This is a genomic window from Gammaproteobacteria bacterium (assembly GCA_009838035.1).
Classification (GTDB): domain Bacteria; phylum Pseudomonadota; class Gammaproteobacteria; order Steroidobacterales; family Foliamicaceae; genus Foliamicus.
Genome location: VXSK01000006.1, coordinates 34,695 through 57,809, shown reverse-complemented (window position 1 = coordinate 57,809; position 23,115 = coordinate 34,695). Strand labels below are relative to the sequence as shown.

General features: G+C 65.4%; 19 protein-coding genes and 1 riboswitch. Of the genes, 10 read left to right on the top strand and 9 right to left on the bottom strand.

Annotated elements, in window-relative coordinates:
- Positions 1 to 112: 112 nt before the first annotated feature.
- The 3 genes from F4Y72_06425 to rdgB form a co-directional block, all read right to left on the bottom strand.
- The gene (locus F4Y72_06425; protein MXZ27924.1) at positions 113 to 799 is read right to left on the bottom strand and encodes a TVP38/TMEM64 family protein; all 687 of its coding nucleotides are present in this window, start codon (positions 797 to 799) and stop codon (positions 113 to 115) included.
- 23 nt (positions 800 to 822) lie between these two features.
- Complete coding sequence (locus tag F4Y72_06420; GenBank protein ID MXZ27923.1) at positions 823 to 2,145, bottom strand: MFS transporter; 1,323 nt, start codon at positions 2,143 to 2,145, stop codon at positions 823 to 825.
- Between the two features lie 235 nt (positions 2,146 to 2,380).
- Entirely contained in the window at positions 2,381 to 2,995 is a 615-nt protein-coding gene (gene rdgB / locus F4Y72_06415) for an RdgB/HAM1 family non-canonical purine NTP pyrophosphatase (protein MXZ27922.1), read from the bottom strand.
- A 79-nt stretch (positions 2,996 to 3,074) separates the two neighbouring features.
- Between rdgB and F4Y72_06410 the strand changes: the two genes are divergently transcribed.
- Positions 3,075 to 5,045 (top strand): NAD(P)-binding protein, encoded by a 1,971-nt coding sequence (locus F4Y72_06410; protein MXZ27921.1) that lies wholly within the window; start codon positions 3,075 to 3,077, stop codon positions 5,043 to 5,045.
- Here the strand turns inward: F4Y72_06410 and F4Y72_06405 are convergent.
- Positions 5,042 to 5,779, bottom strand: a complete 738-nt coding sequence (locus F4Y72_06405) for a ribonuclease PH (GenBank protein ID MXZ27920.1) — start codon at positions 5,777 to 5,779, stop codon at positions 5,042 to 5,044. The genes F4Y72_06410 and F4Y72_06405 overlap by 4 nt on opposite strands.
- A 118-nt stretch (positions 5,780 to 5,897) precedes the next feature.
- Between F4Y72_06405 and F4Y72_06400 the strand changes: the two genes are divergently transcribed.
- The 7 genes from F4Y72_06400 (at position 5,898) to F4Y72_06370 (ending at position 14,248) form a co-directional block, all read left to right on the top strand.
- The gene (locus F4Y72_06400) at positions 5,898 to 6,764 is read left to right on the top strand and encodes a YicC family protein (GenBank protein MXZ27919.1); all 867 of its coding nucleotides are present in this window, start codon (positions 5,898 to 5,900) and stop codon (positions 6,762 to 6,764) included.
- Positions 6,761 to 7,384, top strand: coding sequence for a guanylate kinase (locus F4Y72_06395; protein ID MXZ27918.1), 624 nt, complete (start codon positions 6,761 to 6,763; stop codon positions 7,382 to 7,384). Before F4Y72_06400 ends, F4Y72_06395 begins: the two co-directional genes overlap by 4 nt.
- A 66-nt stretch (positions 7,385 to 7,450) precedes the next feature.
- On the top strand, positions 7,451 to 7,702 hold the full coding sequence (gene rpoZ, locus F4Y72_06390) for a DNA-directed RNA polymerase subunit omega (GenBank protein MXZ27917.1): 252 nt from the start codon (positions 7,451 to 7,453) through the stop codon (positions 7,700 to 7,702).
- A 78-nt stretch (positions 7,703 to 7,780) separates the two neighbouring features.
- Positions 7,781 to 9,931, top strand: a complete 2,151-nt coding sequence (locus F4Y72_06385; protein MXZ27916.1) for a bifunctional (p)ppGpp synthetase/guanosine-3',5'-bis(diphosphate) 3'-pyrophosphohydrolase — start codon at positions 7,781 to 7,783, stop codon at positions 9,929 to 9,931.
- Between the two features lie 37 nt (positions 9,932 to 9,968).
- Positions 9,969 to 10,355: a RidA family protein gene (locus F4Y72_06380; GenBank protein ID MXZ27915.1), complete on the top strand. Its 387-nt coding sequence runs from the start codon at positions 9,969 to 9,971 to the stop codon at positions 10,353 to 10,355.
- Positions 10,356 to 10,385: 30 nt separating this feature from the next.
- Positions 10,386 to 12,482: an ATP-dependent DNA helicase RecG gene (gene recG, locus F4Y72_06375; protein MXZ27914.1), complete on the top strand. Its 2,097-nt coding sequence runs from the start codon at positions 10,386 to 10,388 to the stop codon at positions 12,480 to 12,482.
- Between the two features lie 71 nt (positions 12,483 to 12,553).
- A complete protein-coding gene (locus F4Y72_06370; GenBank protein ID MXZ27913.1) occupies positions 12,554 to 14,248 on the top strand; it encodes a M28 family peptidase in 1,695 nt (564 codons plus the stop codon).
- Here F4Y72_06370 and F4Y72_06365 read toward each other — a convergent pair.
- Positions 14,245 to 14,790 carry a cob(I)yrinic acid a,c-diamide adenosyltransferase gene (locus F4Y72_06365; GenBank protein MXZ27912.1) on the bottom strand — a complete coding sequence of 182 codons (546 nt, stop codon included), beginning with the start codon at positions 14,788 to 14,790 and terminating at the stop codon, positions 14,245 to 14,247. The two genes, F4Y72_06370 and F4Y72_06365, sit on opposite strands and share 4 nt — an antisense overlap.
- A 7-nt stretch (positions 14,791 to 14,797) precedes the next feature.
- Positions 14,798 to 16,825, bottom strand: a complete 2,028-nt coding sequence (locus F4Y72_06360) for a TonB-dependent receptor (GenBank protein ID MXZ27911.1) — start codon at positions 16,823 to 16,825, stop codon at positions 14,798 to 14,800.
- A 70-nt stretch (positions 16,826 to 16,895) separates the two neighbouring features.
- Positions 16,896 to 17,118: riboswitch (cobalamin riboswitch) on the bottom strand.
- Positions 17,119 to 17,175: 57 nt separating this feature from the next.
- Here F4Y72_06360 and F4Y72_06355 point away from each other — a divergent pair.
- A complete protein-coding gene (locus F4Y72_06355) occupies positions 17,176 to 18,078 on the top strand; it encodes a lipid A biosynthesis lauroyl acyltransferase (GenBank protein ID MXZ27910.1) in 903 nt (300 codons plus the stop codon).
- Here the strand turns inward: F4Y72_06355 and F4Y72_06350 are convergent.
- Complete coding sequence (locus tag F4Y72_06350) at positions 18,075 to 18,851, bottom strand: 3-deoxy-D-manno-octulosonic acid kinase (protein ID MXZ27909.1); 777 nt, start codon at positions 18,849 to 18,851, stop codon at positions 18,075 to 18,077. The two genes, F4Y72_06355 and F4Y72_06350, sit on opposite strands and share 4 nt — an antisense overlap.
- On the opposite strand from F4Y72_06350, the gene F4Y72_06345 reads away from it, so the two are divergent.
- A complete protein-coding gene (locus F4Y72_06345) occupies positions 18,769 to 19,911 on the top strand; it encodes a glycosyltransferase family 9 protein (protein MXZ27908.1) in 1,143 nt (380 codons plus the stop codon). The genes F4Y72_06350 and F4Y72_06345 overlap by 83 nt on opposite strands.
- On the opposite strand, the gene F4Y72_06340 is transcribed toward F4Y72_06345, so the two are convergent.
- Positions 19,857 to 20,078 (bottom strand): zinc-finger domain-containing protein, encoded by a 222-nt coding sequence (locus F4Y72_06340; protein MXZ27907.1) that lies wholly within the window; start codon positions 20,076 to 20,078, stop codon positions 19,857 to 19,859. The genes F4Y72_06345 and F4Y72_06340 overlap by 55 nt on opposite strands.
- An 18-nt stretch (positions 20,079 to 20,096) precedes the next feature.
- Positions 20,097 to 23,006, bottom strand: coding sequence for a bifunctional [glutamate--ammonia ligase]-adenylyl-L-tyrosine phosphorylase/[glutamate--ammonia-ligase] adenylyltransferase (gene glnE, locus F4Y72_06335; protein ID MXZ27906.1), 2,910 nt, complete (start codon positions 23,004 to 23,006; stop codon positions 20,097 to 20,099).
- Between the last annotated feature and the right edge of the window lie 109 nt (positions 23,007 to 23,115).

Here is a 23,115-nt window from a genome sequence, read left to right as displayed (position 1 = left end):
CCACAAGCCCCCCTGAATACCCATGCTTGACAACATGGATACTCCAACGCTCCCGCGAGTAGGGGGACCAACGACGGGCTTCAGTTGGCGTGCCTCTAAAAGCGCAGAACTCTTAGCTGCCGTCTCTGTCGAGTTCGCTTCGTAGGGCGCGGGCGGTCAGGCGGGCTATCACTAGAATCAGCAATGCCGTGACGATGAGACCGGCAATGAACAGCGATTGCGGAATCATCGGGGCGCCGGTCTGCTCCAGGGATGCCAGGCTCCCCGCTACGGAGCCGAGGTAGACATAGAGAAAAATGGCCGGCAGCATGCCGATGAGCGTGCCGAACAGGTAGGCCCCGAAGCGCACATTCGTTAGTCCCAGGGCGTAGTTCAGCAGGTTGTAGGGGATCACGACGGAAAGCCGCGCCAGCAGCACGATCAGCCAACCCCTGCGGGCCACCGCGCGGTCCAGGGCGCGGAAACGCGGCATGGCCTCCAGCCGGGATTCGACCCAGTCCCTCGCCATGAATCTGCCCACTAGAAACGCGCAGCATGCGCCCAGAGTGCTCGCCAGGGACACGAGGGCCACGCCCAGGGCGACACCGAAGAGCACGCCTGCCGCAAGGGTAAGAATGGAACCCGGAACCATGAACACCGCGGCCAGGATGTAGGCGAGAATGAAGCCGGCCCAGGCGATGCGCGGATGCGCCTGCGCCCAGTCGGTGGATTGGATCAGCCACTCGCGCGCCGGCAGCATCCAGACGGCGACGAGCAGCGCCGTCAGCGAAAGCAGCAGTATCAGCGCTCGCCGTTTCATGCTAAGTGTTGTGTCTCACAACACTAGGCACGGTTCCGCGCGACCTGGCGGTAGGCGGGCGCGCAGACCCGGAATATGACCGCCGCGAGAGGCATGGTGCAGACTGCCATGGTCGCCAGCGCCAGGGGCAGTCGATCCGGCGAACCGAAAACCCGCTCGGTCAGCAGCGCCACACCCACCGGACCCAGCGACAGGCCGAGCAGGTTTACGCAGAACAGGTACACGGCGATGATTCGGGCCCGGAACCGATTCGGAGTCACCTCGTTCAGCGCCACCGGCGAGATGCCGAAGGGCATGCTGATCAGGCACTGCGTTACGCCGATCAGCGCCAGCGCCTGCGTTGCGGTGGACGCGAACGGAAAGGCCACGGCGAAGGGAAGGGCGATCAGTGCGATCGCGAACGCAACCCGAATTTCGGCGTCCCGCGGCCAGCGCCGGCGAAGGCGCTGCGCCGCGACGCTGCCCAGGTACACGCCGAGCGGCGCTGTCACCAGCGTGACCGAGCCCAGGCCCAGGCCCGTCTGGGCCTGGGTCCAGCCGAATTCCCGGATCAGGAAAGACGGCGTCCAGGCGCCGAAGCTGTAGGAGTAGGTGACCTGGCAGGAAAAGCCCAGAAAGTGGGTCAGGTACAGGGTCCGTTGCGGCCCGCCCAGGAATCGGACGAACGACCTTGCGCTGACGCCGGCTTCGGGCGCCTCTCCGAAACGAGCCGTTTCGCGCACCGAGGCCAGCGTGAGCACTCCCAGCAGAACGCCCGGGAGGCCCACGACGATGAAGACGACCTGCCAGCCCCTCAGCGAGCCAATCACGGGCAGTTCGGCGCTGCCCCCGCCCGCCACCCAGTTGATGACCAGTCCCCCGGTGAGTGTGGCCAGCCCGATACCGAGGTAAAGGCCTGCGGCATAAGTGGCGGTGGCCCGCAAACGGACTCTTGGCGGGAAGTAATCGGCGATCAGCGAGTAGGCGGCGGGCGAGAGTGCCGCCTGGCCTACGCCGACCAGCATTCGGGCGACGAAAAGCTGAGCGTAGTTCGTTGCGAGTCCGCAGGCCGCCGTAGCCAGGCTCCACAATACGACTCCCACGGCAATGACGGCAGGGCGGTTCCACAGGTCGGCCATCCCGGCTGCGAACAGGCCCAGGGTGGTGTAGAAGGCAGCGAAGGCCAGGCCGTACAACATGCCGATCTCGACATCGCTCAGGTCGAGGTCGCGCTTCAGGGGTTCGACCAGCAGGGTGATGATGTTGCGGTCGAGGAACGAGCACAGGTACAGGACCATCAGCAGGATCACGACGTACCATGCGTAGCCGCGCCGGGGCCATCGGGGCGCATCGGTCACTCCGGTCACGCTACCGTTTCCCGCTCATGTGGATAACTTTGTGGACAAAATCGTACGAAGCCCTTGCCTCTATTGGCTCTCGCGGTTTTGCACAGCGGGGGAAGATTTCAGCAGATTCAGGAAAGACACGTAATTACAATAACTTAGAAGAGGTTAACAAAGATGTTATGCGAAAGTTGCCGCAATTTGAACTGCGCAATACGATTTTCCGCCGGGTGTGAATAACTGCCTTGCGGCGGGCATATTATCCCGCCCCTGCGCCCCGTCGTCCCAGCGCCCGCACCAGCTCGCGCACCGCCAGCCCACGATGGCTTCTCCGTCCCTTTTCCGTGGCGCTCATCAGCGCCGCGCACTTGCCCGTGCGCCCGTCCAGGAACACCGGATCGTAGCCAAACCCCCGGCGCCCTTCCGCCCTCTCGGCTATGCGCCCCTCCCAGACGCCTTCGACAATCAGCGGCGCTTGTTCGTTATCGGGAATGGCCAGGACCAGCACGCAGCGGAAGCGGGCGGTGCGGTTCCCGGCCGGCACGCCGTCAAGATCCTTCAGCAGTTTCCGGATATTGGCCCGGGCGTTTCCATCGTCTCCGGCGTAGCGGGAGGAATAGATTCCGGGCGCCCCGCCGAGTGCGTCCACTTCCAGGCCGGAGTCGTCGCTGAGCGCCGGCAGGCCGGATTGCCGGGCAGCAGCGAAGGCCTTCAGCCGGGCGTTTTCCTCAAGGCTTGAACCGGTCTCCTCCGCCGCTACAAGAGCGAGTTCCCGCATGTCAATCAAGCGAATATGCCCCCTGAGCAACTCGCGCAGCTCGCGCAGCTTGCCGGGGTTGCCCGAGGCTAGTACGGCGCTTCGGATAGTGGACATATCGATACGGTGAAGTTTAACGGCGGCGCGGTGGGATATTCTTTGCACCCGACGGCCTAATCCAACCGGAAACGAACGCATGCCGGATCCCGCGACGCCTCCCGAGCATCGCTACCCCCACCTTTTCACCCCCATCTCTCTGGGGCCGGTGCGGCTGGATCACCGGGTGATCATTCCGGGACACTCCATGGTGCACGGGGATTCATCCGGTCTGATTACCGAGCGCTATCACGCCTACCTGGTGCGGCGGGCCCTTGGAGGCGCCGCTCTGGTAGGTATCGAGTCCGCCCCGGTGCATCCCGACAGCCTCACCTGGACCGGCCAACTGGAGCTGTGGCGGGACGAGATCATCGACCCACTGACCCACACCGCCGAGGCTGTCCATGAAGCTGGATCCAGGCTGTCCATCATCCTCTGGCACGGCGGCCACAACGTTCCTTTCGGGCGCGGCGCGGTCGCGCTGGCCCCGTCGGCGATTCCTTCCGTGCAGATCGGCCAGGTGCCCAAGGCCATTTCCGTTGCCGAGATCAGGGACATGGTGGGCTATTACGCCGACGCGGCCGAGCGATGCGCCAGGGCCGGGATCGACGTTATCGAGGTCCAGACCGCTTCCGACTACCTGCTCGGTTCGTTTCTCAGCCCGCAGCTCAACCACAGGACCGACGGTTACGGCGGGTCGGTCGCGAACCGCTGCCGCTTCGTCATCGAGGTTCTGGAAGCGATAAGAAAGAGAGTTTCCGGAAAGGCGGCCGTGGGTTTGCGCACTTCGGTCTTCCACGCCATTCCGGGCGACCCGGACGGCTACGGTATCGAAGAATCCCTGGCTGCCATGGTAACGATTGCCGAGGCGGGCGTTACCGACTACGTAAGCGTCATGAGCGGTTCGAACGCCAATTTTGCGGAGACCATTTCTCCCATGGGCTATCCGCGGGTCCAGCTGGCGGAGCAGTCGGCGCGCTTCACGGAGGCGCTGTCGGTGCCGGTCACCGTGGCCGGGCGCATCCGCGGCCCCGATGAAGCCGAGGCCGTCGTTGCCAACGGCCAGGCGGACATCGTGGCCATGGCCCGCGCCTTCATCGCCGATCCCGACTGGGTCTTGAAGGTGCGGCGGGGCGAGGAGGAGCGCATTCGTCCCTGCATGTCCTGCAACCAGGTTTGTCTGGGCTTCGCGACGCTCGCATTGCCGGCGGGGTGCAACATCAATGCGTCGGCGGGACGGGAGTTCGAACTGCCCGGCAGGGCGCCGGCACCGAGCCGTAAGCACGTCGCCGTCGTGGGAGGCGGACCGGCCGGACTCGAATGCGCCCGCGTAGCGGCGCAGCGCGGCCACGCCGTTACCTTGTATGAAGCCACCGGGGAGCTCGGCGGCGCCCTGCGTCTCGCCGCTTTATGCCCGCACCGCGAGGAGATGCTGCCGGCCCTCCGGTGGTGGGAGAGTGAACTTGCCCGGCTGGGCGTTACGGTTCGGTTGAACACCGCGGTCCGTGATCCGGGGGAACTGGATGCAAACGAGATCGTCTGGGCTACCGGCGGCTCGCCCGGCTGGACCTGGCTCTGGCGCAATCGGCCCCGCATGACCGACGGCATTCCCGGCGCAGAGCGGCTGCCTCACGGTCGCGACATCCTGGCCGGCAAGCAGTCGGTCTCGGGAAGCGTCCTTGTGATCGACGAGGAAGGGAACTGGCCGGCGGTCAACCTGGTGGAATACCTGGCCGCGATGGACGGCGTTTCCGGCGTGACCGTCGCCACGGCCAGCGCCCTGTTCGGCGACCCCGAGCTGTCCCTGACGGGAGAACTGCCCCTGGTTACCCGCCGCCTCGAATCCGCGGGCGTTGAGGTATGCCGCGGCACATTCGTGAAAGAGGTGAGGGACGACACCGCCATAACGACGGACGGCAAGGAGTTGGGGGCCTTCGACGCGCTGGTGCTGTCCATGGGCGCGGTCGCCAACCCCTCGCCGGACGGCGTGAGCGCAATCGGAGACTGCGTCGCTCCCCGGTCCATCTGGGCGGCGGTTCAGGACGGCGCCCGCCTGGCCCTGGATCTCTAGAGCGCCTCTTCCTGCGCCGCCAAGACTTTTTTGATGCCGTCGGCCGCAAGGTCGAGCATGCGGTCCAGTTCCTCGCGCAGAAATGCGTGCGCCTCGGCCGTGCCCTGCACCTCGATGATTCCCCCGGCCTCGTTCATCACCACGTTGACGTCGGCCTCGGCCTCCGAGTCTTCGGCGTAGTCGAGGTCCAGCACTTCCAGCCCGCGATACAGTCCGACGGAAACCGCCGCCACCTGGCCGTGCAGCGGGAAACGGGCGAACCTGCGCCGCCATGAACGCCGCCTGCAGGCCAGGCTCAGCGCCAGCCAACCCCCGGATATTGCGGCCGTACGCGTCCCGCCGTCGGCCTGTATGACATCGCAATCGACGACGATCGTGTGTTCGCGGAGCGCTTCAAAATCCACGCAGGCGCGCAGCGAGCGTCCGATCAGGCGCTGGATTTCCATCGTTCGTCCCGATTGACGGCCGCTGCTTGCCTCACGGCGGCTCCGGGTGTGCGTGGATCCCGGCAGCATGCCGTATTCCGCGGTTACCCAACCGCGGCCGCTGCCGCGAAGGAAATGCGGGACCGTAGCGTCCACGCTTGCCGTGCAAAGCACGCGCGTTTCGCCGAAACGGGCGAGAACCGAGCCGCCGGGATGGATCGTGTAGCCGGTCTCGAACGCGACAGTGCGCATCCGGTCCGGTTCACGGCCACTGGGACGGCGCACGGTTGAAGTGGATTTTGTGCGCATCTGTCCAAATATGTTATCGCCGGCCGCGACTTTTTGCATTCGGGCCTCGTTTCCGCTACCTGACCGACGCTAAAATTAGCCGGCATTAATTGGGCGGGGGCAGAAAAAGGCCGTTTCAATGATTCGCAGCATGACTGGCTATGCCAAAGAGGAATACCGCAGCGAGAGTGGTTGGCTGCAATGGGAATTGAAGTCGGTCAACCATCGTCATCTGGATATCGAAGTTCGCATGCCCAGCGCGTTTCGCGAGATGGAGCCCGAGATACGCAATCTGCTGGCGACGCACGTTGGGCGCGGGCACGTTGACGCCCGCCTGAGCTGGCGCCCGGCGGAAAAATTCGCCGACCGGATCAAGGTCAATACCGGCCTGGCGGTGCGGGTCATCGGATACGCGCGGGTGCTGGCGGAGCAGATGCGCCGTCCCGCGGCGGTCAGCCCGCTCGACGTCATGCGTTGGCCGGGCGTGATCGAGGAACATTCCGCCGACCAGAGCCACATGTCCGGAGAGGTCCGCAAGTTGCTGCACAAGGCAGCCGACGCCTTGCGCGCGACGCAGGCCAGCGAGGGCAGGAAGCTGAGGAAGTTCATCGAGAGCCGCTGCTCCAAGATGGACAAGATTCTCAAGAAGTTCCGTTCCCGCACGCCCGAACTGAGAGATCGGGCCATGGTCCGCATGACGGAACGCCTTGACGCGATCAAGGTGCGTGTCGATGCCGAGCGCCTGGAGAAGGAAGTGGCGCTGCTGCTGATGCGCTACGACATCAGCGAGGAACTCGATCGGCTGGAAGCCCACCTGGTGGCGCTGCGGTCCGCGCTACAGGCCAGCGAACCGGCCGGAAAGCGGGTGAATTTCCTTCTCCAGGAAATCGGCCGTGAGACCAATACGCTGGCCGCCAAGTCGGGAGACGCGCGCGGAACGCACGAAGCCGTGGATATGCGGGTTCTCGTCGAGCAAATGCGCGAGCAGGCCCAGAATATCCTGTGACGCCCCGCCTGTTTGTCGTTTCCGCCCCCTCGGGCACCGGCAAGACCACGATCGTCAAGCGTTTGGTCGAGGAGAATCCGGGCGTCAGCCTGGCGGTTTCCCATACCACGCGTCCGCCCCGCGAACGGGAGCAGGACAAGCGGGACTATTACTTTGTCAGCGATACCGCCTTCGATGAAATCCGCGGCGATAACGGGTTTCTGGAACACGCGGACGTATTCGGCAACCGCTACGGCACCAGCCGGCGCGAGGTAAGCGAGAAACTTGCAAGCGGCTGCCAGGTAATCCTTGAAATCGACTGGCAGGGCGCCGAGCAGGTGCGCCGCGCGAAGCCCGACGCGCAGGGCATCTTCCTTCTGCCGCCTTCCCGAGAGGAATTGGAAAAGCGCCTCAGGGGCCGCAACACCGACAAGCCGGAGGTGGTGGAGCGGAGGTTTTCCGAAGCGCGCCACGACGTACGGAAGTGGACCGACTTTCACTATGTGCTCGTCAATGACGACATTGATGAGACCTGCCGCAGGATGTCGAAGATCCTGACGGGCGACGGGGCGCAGTACGCGGTCTCCGACCTAAGGCACCGGGCGCGCGTCGAAGAACTCATCGGGGCGGACGACTGGTAGGACCTTGCGGCGGCAGGCATAGTGATGCAGAATTCCGGGTAAGGACTTCTCCACAGAGCAAAGGCAATGGCGCGAATTACCGTAGAAGACTGCCAGCAGCGGATCGAGAACATTTTCGACCTCGTTCGCGTGGCGGCTACGCGCGCGCGCAGGCTTGCCAACGGCGCCGAGCCCCTGGTTCCGCGCGAGAACGAAAAGCCCTCGGTGGTGGCGCTGCGCGAGATCGCGGCCGGGCTTGTTACGGAAGAGAGCCTCAACGAGCAGGAACGGTCCGTCGAGGAAGCATTCGCGACTCCGGGAGAAGTTCGCGAGTATTAGGTCGGACGGCCGGCGCTTGTACCGGCAGTCCAAGGTCCGAGCGTCCGCCATCCCGTAACCGGGGATACGGCAAGAATCATGCAGCAGGCGGTTGTTCTGCCCGGCACGCAGAAAATCCGGGTATCCGGCGGCGGCATCCGCAGGCTGCTCGCCGACCTGGACTACCTGCCCGAGGACGAGCGCGACCAGGTTCGGCAGGCCTACGAATACGGCGCGCGCGCCCACCACGATCAGCGGCGGCGTTCCGGCGAGCCGTACATTTCCCATCCGGTCGCCGTGGCCACCATCCTCGCCCAGCTGCGGCTTGACTCGGAAACCATAGTCGCCGCGCTGTTGCATGACGTAATCGAGGACACGCCCACGCTGCGGGTCAATCTGGAAGACCATTTCGGGCAGCAGGTCGCCGCAATCGTTGACGGCGTAACCAAGCTGACCCGCCTTAGGAAAGCCGGTCATTCGGAAACCCAGGCGGCCAGTTTCCGCAAGATGATGCTTGCCATGGTCGACGACATCCGCGTCATCCTGGTCAAGCTGGCCGACCGGCTGCACAACATGCGGACGCTGGACGCGCTGGACCGGGAACGCCAGCAGCGCATCGCCCGCGAGACGCTGGAGATCTACGCGCCCATCGCCAACCGCCTGGGCATACGCACGATTCGCCGGGAAATGGAGGACCTGGGTTTTCGTTACGCCTGGCCGCAGCGTTATCGGGTGATCAACAGGCACCTGAACCAGCGGCCCAGGCACCCACGCGCGGTGCTGAGGCGCGTTTCGGACCGCCTGCGGCGGGCGCTGAAATCGGCCGACCTGGAAGGCAGCATTTCCGCCCGGGCCAAGTCCGCGTACAGCATCTATACCAAGATGCGCGAGAAGCAGCTGACATTCAAGGAAATCGCCGACGTCTTCGGCCTGCGCATCATCGTTCCGGACATCGACGCCTGCTACCGGTGCCTGGGCATCGCGCACCAGTTGTTCCGCCCGATGCCGGGCAGGTTCAAGGATTACATCGCGATCCCGCGCGTGAACGGCTACCAGTCGCTGCATACGGTGCTGCTGGGCCCGGAAGGCATGCCGCTGGAATTTCAGATCCGCACGCCCGAGATGCATCGCGTGGCGGAGGGCGGCATCGCCGCTCACTGGCAGTACAAGGCCGAGGACAAGAGCGTGCTCCCGGCGCAGTTCCGCACCCAGGAATGGCTGCGGCGCATTACCGAAATGCAGGCCACCGCCCACGAGGAGGAGTTCTACGATCACGTAAAGGTGGACCTGTTCCCCGACAAGGTTTACGTATTCACGCCGAAGGGCGAGATCCTTCGCCTGCCGCGGGGCGCCACCTGCCTTGACTTCGCGTATGCCGTGCATACCGACGTCGGGCACCGCTGCGTCGCCGCGCGGGTGGACGGACAGGTGACGCCGCTGCGCTCGCAATTGAAGAACGGCCAGAACGTGCAGATACTCACGTCGCGCAATGCGCATCCGAACGCCGGCTGGCTGGAATACGTCGCCACGGCCAAGGCCCGCTCGGCCATCCTCGATTACCTGAAGAACACCCAGACGAGGGAAGCCCGCGAGGTGGGCGCCGTGCTGTTGAACCAGGCGCTCGCCGACCGCGGATCTTCGCTGCGCAAGATGGGGCGCGGCCCGTTTGAGGAAGCGCTCGAGGAACTCGGGGTCGCAAGCCGCCAGGAACTTTACGAACAGATCGGCCTCGGGGAACGCCTGGCGACACTGGCGGCGGCCGTGGTCATGAATCCCGGAAAGAAACGATCCGGCGACCGGCGCCGCAAGCTCACGCCCGTGGACATCGCCGGCGCCGAGGGCATGGTGGTGACTTACGGCAAATGCTGCTACCCGATTCCGGGCGACGAAGTGGTGGGGCATACGTCCAGCGGGCGCGGATTCGTCATCCATCGCAACACCTGCGGCAATTTCCGCGCCGAGCGCAAGCACAAGGACCGCTGGATCCCGGTCAACTGGAAACGCCGCATCCGGCTGGAGTTTCCGTCCGGGCTGCGTATCCATATCGATCACAGGCCCGGCGTGCTCGCGGAAGTCGCCGCCCGCGTGGCCGAGACCGGCCACAACATCGCCCAGGTGAACATGCAGGACCGCCCCGAGGAAAGCACCGAGCTGTTCCTGTCGGTGCTGGTCAAGGACAGGGATCGGCTTGCGCGGGTCATCCGGGCGATACGCACGCTGCCCAGCGTGCATCGCGTGCAGCGTGTTTAACACCCTGTCTGGCATATTATTGACCCCCGAGTCGACCATGCAACGCACCCCTGTACACACGTCACGCGCTCCGGCGGCGATCGGCTCCTATTCGCAGGCCATCGTCGCGGGCGGCTTCTGCTATGTGTCCGGGCAGATTCCGCTGGACCCGGAGACCGGTGAAATGGTTGACGGCGACATCGGCGAGCAGATCAGGCAGGTTTTCGACAACCTGGCGGCGGTGGCCAGGGCCGCCGGCTGCGATCTCGGCAGGGACGCCGTGAAGATCACGGTCTTCCTGGTGGACCTGGCCCATTTCGGACTGGTCAACGAGGTCATGTCCGGGATGTTTGCCCAGCCCTTTCCCGCCCGCGCCGCGATCGAGGTGGCAGGACTGCCCAGGGGCGCGCAGGTAGAGGCCGACGCGATTCTGGTCGTTCCGTAGTACGGACTCGCTAGCGGAACACGTCGCCCGTTGCCTGCCGATTCCGCCTCCCCGCCGGTCGAAGGCAGCCCGAAACTCACTACGCTCACGGGCATCGGCCCTGCCATTGCCGGCAAGCTTGGGCGGCTGGGCCTGCGAACGGTCCGCGACCTGTTGTTCCTGCTGCCGATCCGCTACGAGGACCGCACCCGCATACGCCCCATCATTGAGATTAAGCCCGGACAGCGGGTGCAGATCGAGGGAGTGATCGCCCACGCCCGGGTCATCATGGGCCGCCGCCGGAGCCTCCTCTGCGCGCTGCGCGACGAGACCGCGGAAATCACGCTGCGCTTCTTTCACTTCACCCGGCAGCAACAGTCGGGCCTGCGCGCCGGGACCCGCCTGCTGTGCTACGGCGACGTTCGCCAGGGGCCCAGGGGATTCGAGATCGTTCACCCCGAGTATAGAAGGCTGCAAGAATCCGATCCCACGCCCGTCCGGGATCGGCTCACGCCCGTCTATCCCTCCACCGAGGGCGTAACCCAGACCCGGCTTCGCAATCTGACCGATCACGCTCTTGAGAATGCCCTGGACGACTTGCCGGACCTGATCCCGGCCCGCTTTCTGGCCGGGATCGGTTTTCCGGAACTGCACGACGCATTGCGCACCGTGCATCGTCCGCCGAAGGGCATGGCGCTGGAAATGCTGCTGTCCGGACAACATCCCGCCCGCAAGCGCATGGCGTTCGAGGAAATATTGGCCTGGCATATGGGCTTGAGAAGGATGCGGGAGGCAGGTCAGCAACGCGAGGCTTTTCCTTTGACCTCCCGCGGCCCGCTCCGTGAGAGCTTCCTGCGCCGGCTGCCTTTCGAGTTGACGCCGGGCCAGCGGCAGGCGATCGAACAGGTCGATGCCGACCTCGTTCGAGACGTGCCGATGATGCGGCTGCTGCAGGGCGATGTGGGCTGCGGCAAGACCGTGGTGATCGCGGCCGCGGTGCTGGCTGCCATTCAGTCCGGGCGGCAGGCGGCAATCATGGCGCCCACCGAATTGCTGGCGGAACAGCATATGCGCACGCTCTCGGATTGGCTTGCGCCGCTGGGCGTGCGCCTGGCCTGGCTGGCCGGCGGCATGTCGCGCTCCGAGCGCCGGGTATTCGAGGCCGAGCTTGCCGGCGGCGATGCCCAGCTTGCCATCGGGACGCACGCCCTGTTCCAGGAAGGCGTCCGGTACCGTTCGCTGGGACTGGTAGTGGTGGACGAACAGCACCGCTTCGGAGTCCATCAGCGGTTGAGCCTGGTGGAGAAGGGATCCGACGGCAGGCAGGCGCCGCACCAGTTGGTGACCACCGCCACGCCGATCCCAAGGTCGCTGGCCATGACCTTCTATGCGGGCCTCGACATTTCCGCCATCCGGGACATGCCGCCCGGACGCCAGCCGGTCAATACCGCACTGATTTCGCAGGAGCGGCGCCACGAGGTCATCGAACGGGTGGCCGCGGCCTGTGGCGCCGGACGGCAGGCTTACTGGGTGTGCCCGTTGATCGAGGAATCGGACTATATCGAGTCCCAGGCGGCCGAGCCGACCCACCGCGAGTTGAGCGAGGCGCTGCCCGACATTCGGGTCGGCCTGCTGCACGGCCGGGCAACGCCGCGCGAGCGCGATAGGGTGATGGGGGAGTTCGCCGCCGGCAGGCTGGGCGTGCTGGTGGCCACGACGGTCATCGAAGTGGGCGTGGACATTCCGAAGGCCAGCCTGATGATTGTCGAGAACGCCGAACGTCTCGGTCTGGCCCAGTTGCACCAGTTGCGCGGGCGCGTGGGCCGGGGCGAGGACAAGAGCCACTGCGTTCTGATGTATCGATCGCCATTGGGACCAATGGCCCGCGAGAGGCTCAACACGATGCGCAACACCAACGACGGATTTGAAATCGCCCGCAAGGACCTGGAGTTGCGTGGCGCCGGTGAAATCCTCGGTGTCCGGCAGACGGGCGCTTTGCAGTTCCGCGTGGCCGACCTGGTGCGCGACGGAGCGCTGGCCGAACCGGCCCAGCGGATCGCCGACGAAATGCTCCGTACGAACGCCCCCGAGGTGGAGCAGCTGATAAGCCGCTGGGTCGGCGAAGGCGGTCGTTACGCCGGCGTCTAGGCCGATCCGAGCCGGGATATGCCCGATTCGTGTATCGTGGCGCTCTCTCATTGAGTCCTGAGGTGCGCTTCATGCGTGTGCCAAGCATTGTTTTACTCTGCCTATTGGGGTCCGCCTGCGGCGACGTGGGCGAGGAAGCCGTTCAGTCCTGCGGTCCGACGGAAACCGCCGAGGCCCTGGCCTATGCGGACCAGGTCGCGCACCTGATTCGGGGTGGGGAGCTGCGGGCCGTGGTGGCCGAACTGGCGAGCGACGACTACGAAGGCCGGGCGCCGGGCACCGCCGGCGACGTGATGGCGCGGGAATGGATCGAGGCGCGCCTTGCCGAGGCGAACATCGCGCCGGGTGCGGACCAGGGCTATCAGCAGCCGTTCGAGCTCGTGTCCGTCACGACCGAACTGCCCGCCGCATGGCCGTTTTCGACGGGCGCTTCCATCGCGCCGGGCGCCGAATTCGTTGCCAACGTCGGCAATCAAACCTCCCGGGCTTCGCTCGCCGACGCCGAACTCGTATTCGTGGGCTACGGCATCCAGGCGCCGGAATACGAATGGGACGACTACAAGTCGCAGGACATGAGCGGCAAGGTGCTGGTCATGCTGAACAACGATCCCGAATGGGATCGCGGCCTGTTTGCAGGCGAGCGCCGTCTCTACTACGGGCGCTGGACCTACAAGTACGAGATCGCCGCCCGCCTGGGCGCGGCCGGCGCGATCATCATTCATACGACGCCATCGGCAGGCTATCCCTGGCAGGTTGTCGAAACCTCGTGGACTGGCCCGCAGTACGAAATTCCGGCCGAAGGCGAGCCGCGCCTGGAAGTCGCCGCCTGGCTCACCGAATCCGCAGCGAGAGCGTTGCTGGCCTCCGCCGGCCACGAACTGGACGCGCTTGTGCGGGCGGCCCGCAGCCGTGACTTCGCGCCCGTGCCGCTGGGGATAAGCACGAGCCTCGAACTCGAGGCCGGCCTTGAGCGCGTGGAAACCGCCAACGTCCTGGGCGTACTCCCCGGATGCGACGAGAATCTCAAGAACGAGGCCGTGGTCGTGACCGCGCATCACGACCACCTGGGCAAAGGCGTCGCTGCTTCCGAGGGCGAGGACGTGATCTACAACGGCGCCTTCGATAACGCGACGGGCGTGGCCGCGGTGCTTTCGCTGGCAAAGGCGCTGGCGGGATTGCCTTCTCCGCCGCGGCGCTCGATCGTGTTCGCGCTGGTGGGGGCGGAAGAGCAGGGGCTGCTCGGATCAGCCTACTACGCGCGGCATCCCACGTTCCATGCGGGGCGCATCGCAGCCAACGTCAACCTGGACGGCGTGAGCATATGGGGCGAGGCGAGCGACATGATCTTCATCGGCCTGGGGAAATCGTCGCTCGACCAGGTCGCTGCCGATGTGGCCTCGTACGTCGGAAGGACCCTGCAGGGCGACCAGTTTCCCGACCAGGGCTACTACTACCGTTCCGATCAATTCAGCTTTGCGAAGGTCGGCGTTCCGGGCGTCTACCTGGACGGCGGCGTCGAGATCATCGGCAAGCCGGAAGGATGGGGCAGGATGCGGATCAATGCCTACATCACCAGGGACTACCATCAACCCAGCGATGAACTGACCGACGACTGGGTGTTCGACGGGATGGTCGCGGACACGCACTTCGGATTGCTGACCACCTACCTGATAGCCCAGGCGGACGAGATGCAGTCCTGGTACCCGTCCGACGAGTTCGCCGCCGCACGCGCCGCGGCCCTGGCGGAGCTTGAAGCTGGCTACTAGCGGCGGCGTCCGGTCCCGCGCCACTCGGTCTCGTTTTCGGCGAGCCGCCGGGCCAGGACGAAAAGCAGGTCGGACAGGCGGTTCAGGTACTTCAGCGACTCGGGATTCAGCCCCCCTTCCTCGTCCTGCAGGGCCCATAGCGAGCGTTCCGCGCGCCGGCACACGGCGCGGGCGAAGTGGCAGGCGGCCGCGGCCGGGCCGCCGCCGGGCAGGATGAACTCCTTGAGCGGGGGCAGTTCCCGATTGTGCTCGTCGATGGCGTCTTCGAGCGACCGCACGTGTTCCGGTGACGTGGACTTCAGCTCGTCCACGCACAGCTCCGCGCCGGTGTCGAAGAGGCGTTGCTGTACGTCGCGCAGCAAGTCGGGAATGTCGCCCGGCTGAAGTTCGGCCAGCAACAGGCCCAGCGCCGCGTTCAGTTCATCGAGGTCGCCGAAAGCGGCGATGCGCGGATGGTGCTTGCGGAAACGGCGCTTCGCGTCGATGCCCGTTTCGCCGGCATCGCCGGTTCGCGTGTAGATTTTCGAAAGGCGGTGTCCCACGTGTCGCTTAATTTCCGTCCGCTTCCTCGAAGAACGAGAACTGCACGCCCAAGTGTATGCTGCGGCCGGGCCCACGGAAACCATAGACTTCCTCGAAACGGGTGTCGCCGAGGTTTTCCGCGCGGATGTGCCAGCGCACCCGGGAAGTCGATTGCCATGATGCGGTCAGGCTCGCGAGCAGGAACGAATCCAGCGACACGCGGCGCGAGGGATTGGGCCACGGCGGGTAAAAGATGTCCGGCTGTTCGCCGGTGTACGCCAGGTGCAGATTGATGCCGATTGCCGGGGCGGCAATCTCGTAGTGTGCGTTCAGACTGCCGGAATGGCGCGGCCGGCGAAGCTCCTGAACCATGGTGTCGCCGGGAGCCGGTTCCCGTGAGCGAAGCCATGTGTATGCGCCATAGAGCGTCAGTCGGGGCAGGATGCTCGCTTGCCCCTGCAATTCGAGGCCGCGTCGGCGGCTTGTACCGGGCCGGTTGCCGGCCGTGAATCCTCCGGACGACGGATCGAACACGAAGCCGTTGATCTCGTCCTCCAGCCGTTCGCTGAACCAGGTGATGCTGCCGGCCAGCGTGCCGGTCCTGCTGCCGTAGCGAACGCCCAGTTCCCATCCGCGCGAGGATTCCGGAATCAGGTCGGGATTGCCGATGAAGTTGGAGAAATAACCGAAGCGTTCGATAAACGTGGGGTTCTTGACGCCGATTCCGTAAGCGGCGTGCAGCGCGGTACCCAGGCCCAGGTGCTTGAGCACGCTGGCGCGCCAGGACACGGCATCGTCATAGTCGCTGTTGCGGTCCAAGCGCAATGCCGCCGCAGCCGCCCAGTCGCCCCTGGTGTCCAGGCGGAATTCCGCCAGCGCCTCGGTTGACCGAGTGCTCAGGTCGCGGTTGGGATCGCCGAAAAACGAGGCCGCGGCGCGTTGCAGATAGTCCTCGCGTTCATGCCCCAGCCCGACCGTGATGGACGGCGATACGCCTCCGTCCCCATTGTTCCGTGCGAAACGCGGGAGAAGAAAAGTGGATTGGTAGCTGAGATGCAACTTGTCTCCACTGGTCTCCCCGATCTCGGACCCGGAAGCGAAGTTGTGGTTTTCCGAGCCGGTGTGCGTGAGGCTTGCGCGATGCGTCCAGCGCCCGCCGGACGTGGTCGCCGAACCCTGCAGGCCCGCCACGGTATGGGTTCGCTTCGTAGAACTGTCCGAGTCCGCCGGCACGCCCGAAAGGAACGAGGTCGCGTCGTACTGGCTCTCCGATTGGGAACGGCGCGCAATGACGCGCAATGAAACCCGTCCGGAGGGATCGAAGCGGGCGACGACGTGGCCGGTATTGTTCCGGTAGCCGTCGGCCTCGTCGCCGGAGCGGGAAATGTTCTGTCCGTCGCTGCTCAAGTGGTCCACGGATACGCCGACGCCCCAGCCGTCGCCGCTGGCTGACCCGTTCAGGGCTCCCCTGCGCGTATTGAATTGCCCGGCCTCGGCGGAAGTCTTCAGCGAACGCCCGAATTCCTCGGGCGTGCTGATCAGGTTGATTGCTCCGGCGACCGCGTCGCTGCCCCAAAGCGCGCTCAAGGGACCGCGAACGATTTCGATGCGCCGCAGGTTTGCGGCCAGGAAATGCGAGAAATCGAGTTCTCCGCCAAGCGCCGGATCGCCGATCTCGATTCCGTCCATCAGGACCAGCGTGTGATTGGCTTCCGCCCCCCGCATCCGAACCTGCGACAGCGATCCCAGCACACCGCTGCGGCTCACGGCCACTCCGGGAGTGCCCCGCAGCAACTCCTCCACGGTCAGCGCCTGGCGCCGGTCAAGATACTCCTCGTCCAGCACCGTGAACGATGCGCCGGCCTGTTCCGAAGCAACAGGAATGCGCGATGCCGTGACCACGATGGTCTCCGGCGCCTCGTCTCCGGATTCCTCCGGTTCGCCCTGTGGCTGGGCATGCGCGTATGCGGCGAAAAGCAGCAGAAATAATGGGGATACCAGCAGTTGGCGTACCGCTGTGGAATTGATCCAGGCCATGGGAACCTCCCGTTCCATTTATTGCCCAAGGCAGGAACGGGTGTCAGGCAGAAGGGATTTCCCTTACGCCGCTCGCGCCCGCCGCGCTGCCAACGTGGTTCGCTCGGGCCGGTCTCCGGGCTTTCGAGCGGACAGCAGGTGGTCCTGCAATCCACGCCGCTCGCCTTCCTGTCCTGAGACAGTGGCTGCCTTCACGCGCGTGACGCTGGCGTGAGCGGCGTTTGACTCGATTACCGTTGCGGGGGCAGCGCCGGAATTGCACCGGCTTCCCGTTCACCCGACGAATCGCCACGCACTATACCACCGTCTTTCCGGGGGTGCATACGCACCGGGCTGTATAGAATGCGCCCGCATAGAGCGGGCACACCGTGGCGCTTCCCCTGAACAATCCTTCCAACTGGCCGGCAATGCTGGCGCTGGCGCTGATCCGCATGACGGCAGCGCTGCCCCACCGCCTGCGCCTCGCAATTGGTCGTGGAGCAGGCCGCCTGTCTATGCGGGTCATGGGGAAACGCCGGGCCATAGCGCTGCGGAATCTTGAATTGTGCTTTCCCGAGTGGTCGGATGCGCGCAGGATGGCGGTGCTCAAGGCGCATTTCCAGTCGCTGGGAATGGGGCTGGTGGAACTGGCCATGGCCGCCTGGTGTTCCGACCGACAAGTACGCGAACTGGTCGAGGTGAAGGGCGCCGAGCATCTTGGCGACGCGCTCCGCGAGGGCCGAGGCGTGATCGCAATGAGCGGGCATTTCCCGGCATTGGAATTTACCGCACGCGCGTTGGATTTCCCGCCTCCGGGACTGGTGGCCGTCTATCGCCCGGGCGGCAACGCCGTATTCGCGTACCTGGTCAATCGCGCCCGCTTGAAGACCGCGACGGATACGCTGTCCAAGTACGACGTGCGCGGCATGGTAAAGGCGTTGCGCTCCGGGGCGGTGCTCTGGTACGCAGGCGACCAGATGACGGATGCCAAGTCCGCCGAACTGGCGCCGTTCTTCGGAGAGCCCGCGATGACCGGAACTGCGCTGGGCCGGTTGGCGCGGATCAGCGGCGCTCCCGTCGTGCCCTGGTTCACACGCCGACTCAAGAACGGCAGGTACCGGGTCGAACTGCTCCCCGCTCTTGAGGGATTAACCGGAGATTCGCCGCAGAAAGAAGCGGAGCGGGTCAATGCGCTGGTCGAGCGGCAGGTGCGCAAGGCGCCCGATCAATACTATTGGATACACCGGCGCTTCAAGCGCCGCCCGGCGCCGCTGCCCGATCCGTACGATTAGCCTCCAGGCGAGGGCGTCCCGCCGCCACTGTCCGCGATGGTGCGATCGTGCCGTTCGCACAAGGTCAGAAACGCCCGCTGATCGTACAGCCCCAGTTTTTGCAGCGACCGTTTCAGGCGCTGCAGCCGGGAATTGCGCCAGCCTCCTGGCCGTCGGCGGCGCGCGCGGTCGAAATCGACGAGCCAGACGCCGCCGTCCGGATCGATCAGGATGTTGTTTGCGTTCAGGTCGGCGTGACAGATTCCGGCGCTATGAAAACGCGCCGCGGCGACGCCGACGCGCCCCATGATCTCCCGCGCATCGTTACCCTCGCGCAACGCACCGGCCAGCGGCCGCGCCCCTTCGATCCATTCGGTGATCAGGTTGGCCGAGTAGGTGCCGCCGCGCCGCCTGAAGTGGGCGGCGATCGGTCGCGGCACCGGCAGCCCGGCTTCGTGCATCCCGGCCAGCAGCCGGAATTCCGCGAATGAGCGAACACGCCGCGTTCCCAGGAAGAGATAGCGGTCCCTGCTGAACAGCGCGGCCCTGCCGCCCCGCAGGTAGTGACGCAGAAACCACTGGCCCCCCTCGCCGATTCGTCCGCCGGCGCCGCGTCCGCCCGCAACGGCCGTCCATTGTTGCCTTTGGTGCCAAAAGCCGTGCTCGAACCACTCGGGCGTCACCGATCGAGCGACCTGCGCATCGTGTAGGATGCGATCCTTCCCCGCTGTACGTATTTCTTCAAGCATGTCGAGCCCGCCGCGCAGCCTGTGCGTGATCCGCTTGTCCGCCATCGGGGATTGCTGTCACGCGCTGCCTGTCGTGCAGGCCATCCGAAGCGCCTGGCCGGAGACCCGCATTACCTGGATTATCGGGCAAGTCGAGCATTCCCTGCTGGAGGGGCTTGCCGGAGTGGACTTCCTGGTGCTGGACAAGCGGGCCGGCCGCCGGGGAATGCGCGAACTGAAGGAGAAACTGAAGGCGCGCCGGTTTGACCTGCTGTTGCAGATGCAGGATTCATTGCGGGCCAGTCGGGTCGCGCTAATGACCGGCTGCCGGCGGCGAGTGGGATTCGACCGGCGCCGGGCGCGGGATATCCAATGGCTGTTCACGACCGAGCGGATCGCCCATCGGCCCCGGCAGCACGTGATGGAAGCGCTGTTCGGCTTTGCCGAACACCTCGGGATCGAGCGCCCGGCGGCGCCGCGCTGGGACTTCCCCCTGGGCGCCGAAGACCTGCAGGCGGCCGCAAGGATGGCGCCCGAACGGCCCTTCTGCGTCATGAGTCCGCTGAGTAGCCAGCGCCGCGGCGCGTTTCGGAACTGGCCGGCGGAGCGCTACGCGAGCGTGGCGAGGCATGTCGTGGAGCAACTCGGCGGCGAAGTTCTGTTGACGGGATCGGGTACTTCGATGGAGCGGGACTACGCCGCGGTGATCGCCGCTCAGCCTGGCGTCACCGACCTGAACGGGCGCACGACGCTCAAGCAGCTCGTGGCGCTGATCGGGCTTGCAAGGCTGGTCGTTTGCCCGGATTCCGGACCCGCGCACCTCGGCGCGGCGCTGGGAACGCGCGTGGTGGGACTTTATGCGGGTTCCAATCCGGACCGCTCGGGTCCATGGGGAAACCGGGAATTCACCGTGAACCGTTATCCGCAGGCTGTGTTGAGATCGTTGGGCAAAGGGGTCGACGACATAAGCTTCGGGCGCCGCTTGCGGGCCGGCGACGTAATGAACGAAATCGCCGTCGCCGACGTGATCGAAACGGTTGAGCGCGCCTGGGCGCTGCCGGGCCGAAATCTTCAGCCCCGATCGCCGGGGTCCGCCGAGGCCAGAGAGAAAACGGCCCCGCAGTAGGGGCAAGTGGCGTCGGTCCCGGGCTCGAGCGGCAGGTAAACGCGCGGATGAGAGTTCCAGCGAACGGTCCAGGGGAGCGGGCAGGATACCGGCAGGTCCTTCTCGGAGACGGTATAACGCCGCTCCATGTTTGAAGTCACTCTCTGGCCGCTACTCTGTTGAGCCATAACGAGAGTATATTTCGGTTACTCGCCCAGATAGCGTCGCCACAGGCCGGAAACCGTTTCCACGCGCTCGGCGACTTCGCCCGCGGGCGTATGAGGCGGCCGTTCGGCCAACGCGCGATGGTGCAGGATTTCGCGGTACTCGAGATAGCATCGCGTCAGGACGTCGGCGTCTTCCCCGGTCAGCACTTCGTGTCGCGCCAGAGCTTCCAGCTGGCGCACGTTGTCCGGCCAGGCGACCAGGTCGGGATGCTTGTGTGCGTGGTTCAATACCAGGTACTGCACGATGAACTCGATGTCCTGCAATCCGCCGCGGGCGTGCTTGATATCGAAGCGGCCCTTGCCCACAACGGGTGCTTCGCCCAGCATCCGCCCACGCATTTCGATTACCTGGTCACGCAGATCGTCGTGCCGCACCGACTCGCGCAGAACGCTCACGCGCAGCACTTCGAACGCTTCGCGCACATGGGCGGCGCCGGCGATGGCACGGCTCCTGAGCAGTGCCTGGTGCTCCCAGGTCCAGGCGGACTCGCGCTGGTATTTGTCGAGGGCCTGAAGCGAGGACACGAGCATCCCGGAGCGGCCGCTCGGACGCAAGCGCGTGTCCACTTCGTACATTCTTCCGGTGATGCTCCGCGTCGTGAGCACTGAAATAACCCTGCGCGCGACCCGGAAGAAGAAGTCTGAGTTGGCTATGCTCGTGAGGCCATCGGTTACCTGGTCCTCGCCCTGCGCGTCGTAGACGAACACCAGGTCCAGGTCCGAACCGTAGCCCATCTCCAGGCCGGCCAGCTTGCCGTAGGCGATGACCGCGAATCCGGCCGGCCTTCGCTCGCCGTCGACCGTGTAGCCGGGCGATCCGTGCTGCTCCGCGAGTTCTTCCCAGACATGCTCCAGCGACCGGTCGATCACGAGTTCGGCGATTCCGGTAAGAAGATCGCTCACCCGCATCAGCGGAAGGCCGCCGGCCAGGTCCAGCACCCCCACCCGGAAGGCCGCCGCCTGCTTGAACTCGCTGATCGCCGCCAGCCGCAATTCCTCCGACTCGTTGGCGGTGCGAACCAGCCGAAAGTCCAGTTCCTCTTCAAGCTGTTCGAGGTCCATTACCTGCTGCGTAATGCGGGCGTCGAGCAACTCGTCCACCAGCGCCGGGACCGAGCACAGTTGCTTGGCCAGCGTTTCGCCCAGGCCGCAGACATGCACGAGGCGGTCGCGGGCCGGTCCGTTTTCGTACAGCAGCGCCAGGTACGCGGAGCGCCTGGCGATGGCCGCGAGGACCTTGAGCGTGCGGGCCAGCGTGAGACCGGGTTCCGGCTCTCTGGCCGCAGCCTCGATCAGACGCGGAATAAGCATGTCCAGCCGCTTCCTTCCGGTCTGGTCCAGGCGCGCGTAGTCGGAGGCCTGGTGGACCGTCTGCATGGAATCCAGCGCAACCTGTGGATCCGGAAACCCATAGGCTTTCAGCACTTCGCCGGCGTCTTCGGCATCTCCCGTCCACACGGCGGCCAGGTCTTCAGGCGGGCCGCTTTCCGCCTCGGGCAGGTCGTCCGGGCGAAACACGATGGTCGAGAAATGCCTGGCTACCGTCTCGCGATGTGAATCGGTCTTCTCCGCCAGGCTGTCCCAATCCGAATGACCCATGGCGAAGGCCAGGCGGATACGGCCCTCGTCGTCGTCCGGCAACTCCTGAGTCTGCCGGTCGTCCATCCCCTGCAGCCGGTTCTCAAGACGCCGCAGGAAGCAATAGGACCGGTCGAGTTCGCCGGACGTGCCGGGTCCCAGGAAGCCCCGATCGCCCAGGCGCGCGAGCATTCCGCGCAGGCTGCGGCCGCGCAGGTCCGGGTTGGCGCCGCCCCGCACCAGTTGCATCGACTGCGTGATGAACTCGATTTCGCGGATGCCGCCCCGGCCCAGTTTGATGTCGTTGGCCTTGTCCTTGCGCAGCGCCTCCCTTTCGATCTTGCCCTTCATGTCGCGCAGGGACTCGAACACGCTGTAGTCCAGGTAGCGGCGGTAGACGAAAGGCCGCATGATTTCCCCGTAGAGCGCCTCGCTCATCCCGCAGGGGTTGATCACGCGCGCCTTGACCCACGCGTAGCGCTCCCAGTCACGGGCCGAGCGGGCAAGGTAGCTCTCCAGAGACGAGGTCTTGATTACCAGCGGTCCGCTGTTTCCGAATGGACGCAGGCGGGTATCGACCCGGTACACGAAGGAGTCCACCGTGCGCTGATTGAGCGCCCGGATCAACTGCTGGCAGACCAGGGTGTGGAAACGCAGCGCGTCGATCGGAACGGATCCATCGGTTCGTCCGTCCTCGGAATAGACGAAGATGAGGTCGATGTCGGAAGAAAAGTTGAGTTCGCCGCCGCCCAGCTTGCCCATGCCGATAACGGCCATCTCGCTGGGCTCGTCCTCCGCCGTGAGCGGCAGGCCGTGCCGTTCCGCCACGTTGGCCCGCGCGAACTCCAGGGCGGCAAGGATGCAGGTCTCGGCCAGTTCGGACAGTTCCTCCAGGCTTTCCTCCAGGCTGCCGAGCCCGTTCAGGTCGCGCCACAGGATCCGGCACATTTCGCGATGCCGAAACCAGCGAAGTTCGCGCACGAACGAGGGCTCCTGACGGAACTCGCCCAGTGCTTCGCCGGCCAGTCGCGCCAGTTCGCCCGCTTCCAGCGGCCGGCCGAGCCGGTCTCCGGACAGGAGATGGTCGAGGATCTCCGGCCTGCGGGTAAAGCTTCGCGCCGCGAACGGGGAACAGGCCAATACCCTTGTGAGCGGCGCGAGAAGTCCACTCTGCTCGAGCCTGGGAGCCAGCGCCTCGTCTTCCCGCAACGCGGCCAGCGCCTTGTCGGCGCTCTCGCGCAACAGTTCGGGAATTGGAAACTTGTCGGCGTTCACTTCGATTGATGGCTGGTGTACGGAGGCGGCAAAGATTACATCACGTTGAAAGCAAAAAGCCCCGCCTTTCGTTGGAAAGGCAGGGCTTCGTGCATTGAGGCTTCAGCCGCCGCCGGGCAGCGGCGGCGGCGTCCACCGGGAGGAA

Coding starts and splice junctions, on each gene's coding strand:
- F4Y72_06400 (MXZ27919.1), top strand. CDS start 5,898: ATGATTCGCAGCATGACTGGCTATGCCAAAGAGGAATACCGCAGCGAG.
- F4Y72_06350 (MXZ27909.1), bottom strand. CDS start 18,851: ATGGCGGACAAGCGGATCACGCACAGGCTGCGCGGCGGGCTCGACATG.
- F4Y72_06380 (MXZ27915.1), top strand. CDS start 9,969: ATGCAACGCACCCCTGTACACACGTCACGCGCTCCGGCGGCGATCGGC.
- F4Y72_06370 (MXZ27913.1), top strand. CDS start 12,554: ATGCGTGTGCCAAGCATTGTTTTACTCTGCCTATTGGGGTCCGCCTGC.
- F4Y72_06410 (MXZ27921.1), top strand. CDS start 3,075: ATGCCGGATCCCGCGACGCCTCCCGAGCATCGCTACCCCCACCTTTTC.
- rdgB (MXZ27922.1), bottom strand. CDS start 2,995: ATGTCCACTATCCGAAGCGCCGTACTAGCCTCGGGCAACCCCGGCAAG.
- F4Y72_06425 (MXZ27924.1), bottom strand. CDS start 799: ATGAAACGGCGAGCGCTGATACTGCTGCTTTCGCTGACGGCGCTGCTC.
- F4Y72_06405 (MXZ27920.1), bottom strand. CDS start 5,779: ATGCGCACAAAATCCACTTCAACCGTGCGCCGTCCCAGTGGCCGTGAA.
- F4Y72_06360 (MXZ27911.1), bottom strand. CDS start 16,825: ATGGAACGGGAGGTTCCCATGGCCTGGATCAATTCCACAGCGGTACGC.
- rpoZ (MXZ27917.1), top strand. CDS start 7,451: ATGGCGCGAATTACCGTAGAAGACTGCCAGCAGCGGATCGAGAACATT.
- F4Y72_06345 (MXZ27908.1), top strand. CDS start 18,769: ATGCGATCCTTCCCCGCTGTACGTATTTCTTCAAGCATGTCGAGCCCG.
- F4Y72_06385 (MXZ27916.1), top strand. CDS start 7,781: ATGCAGCAGGCGGTTGTTCTGCCCGGCACGCAGAAAATCCGGGTATCC.
- F4Y72_06340 (MXZ27907.1), bottom strand. CDS start 20,078: ATGGCTCAACAGAGTAGCGGCCAGAGAGTGACTTCAAACATGGAGCGG.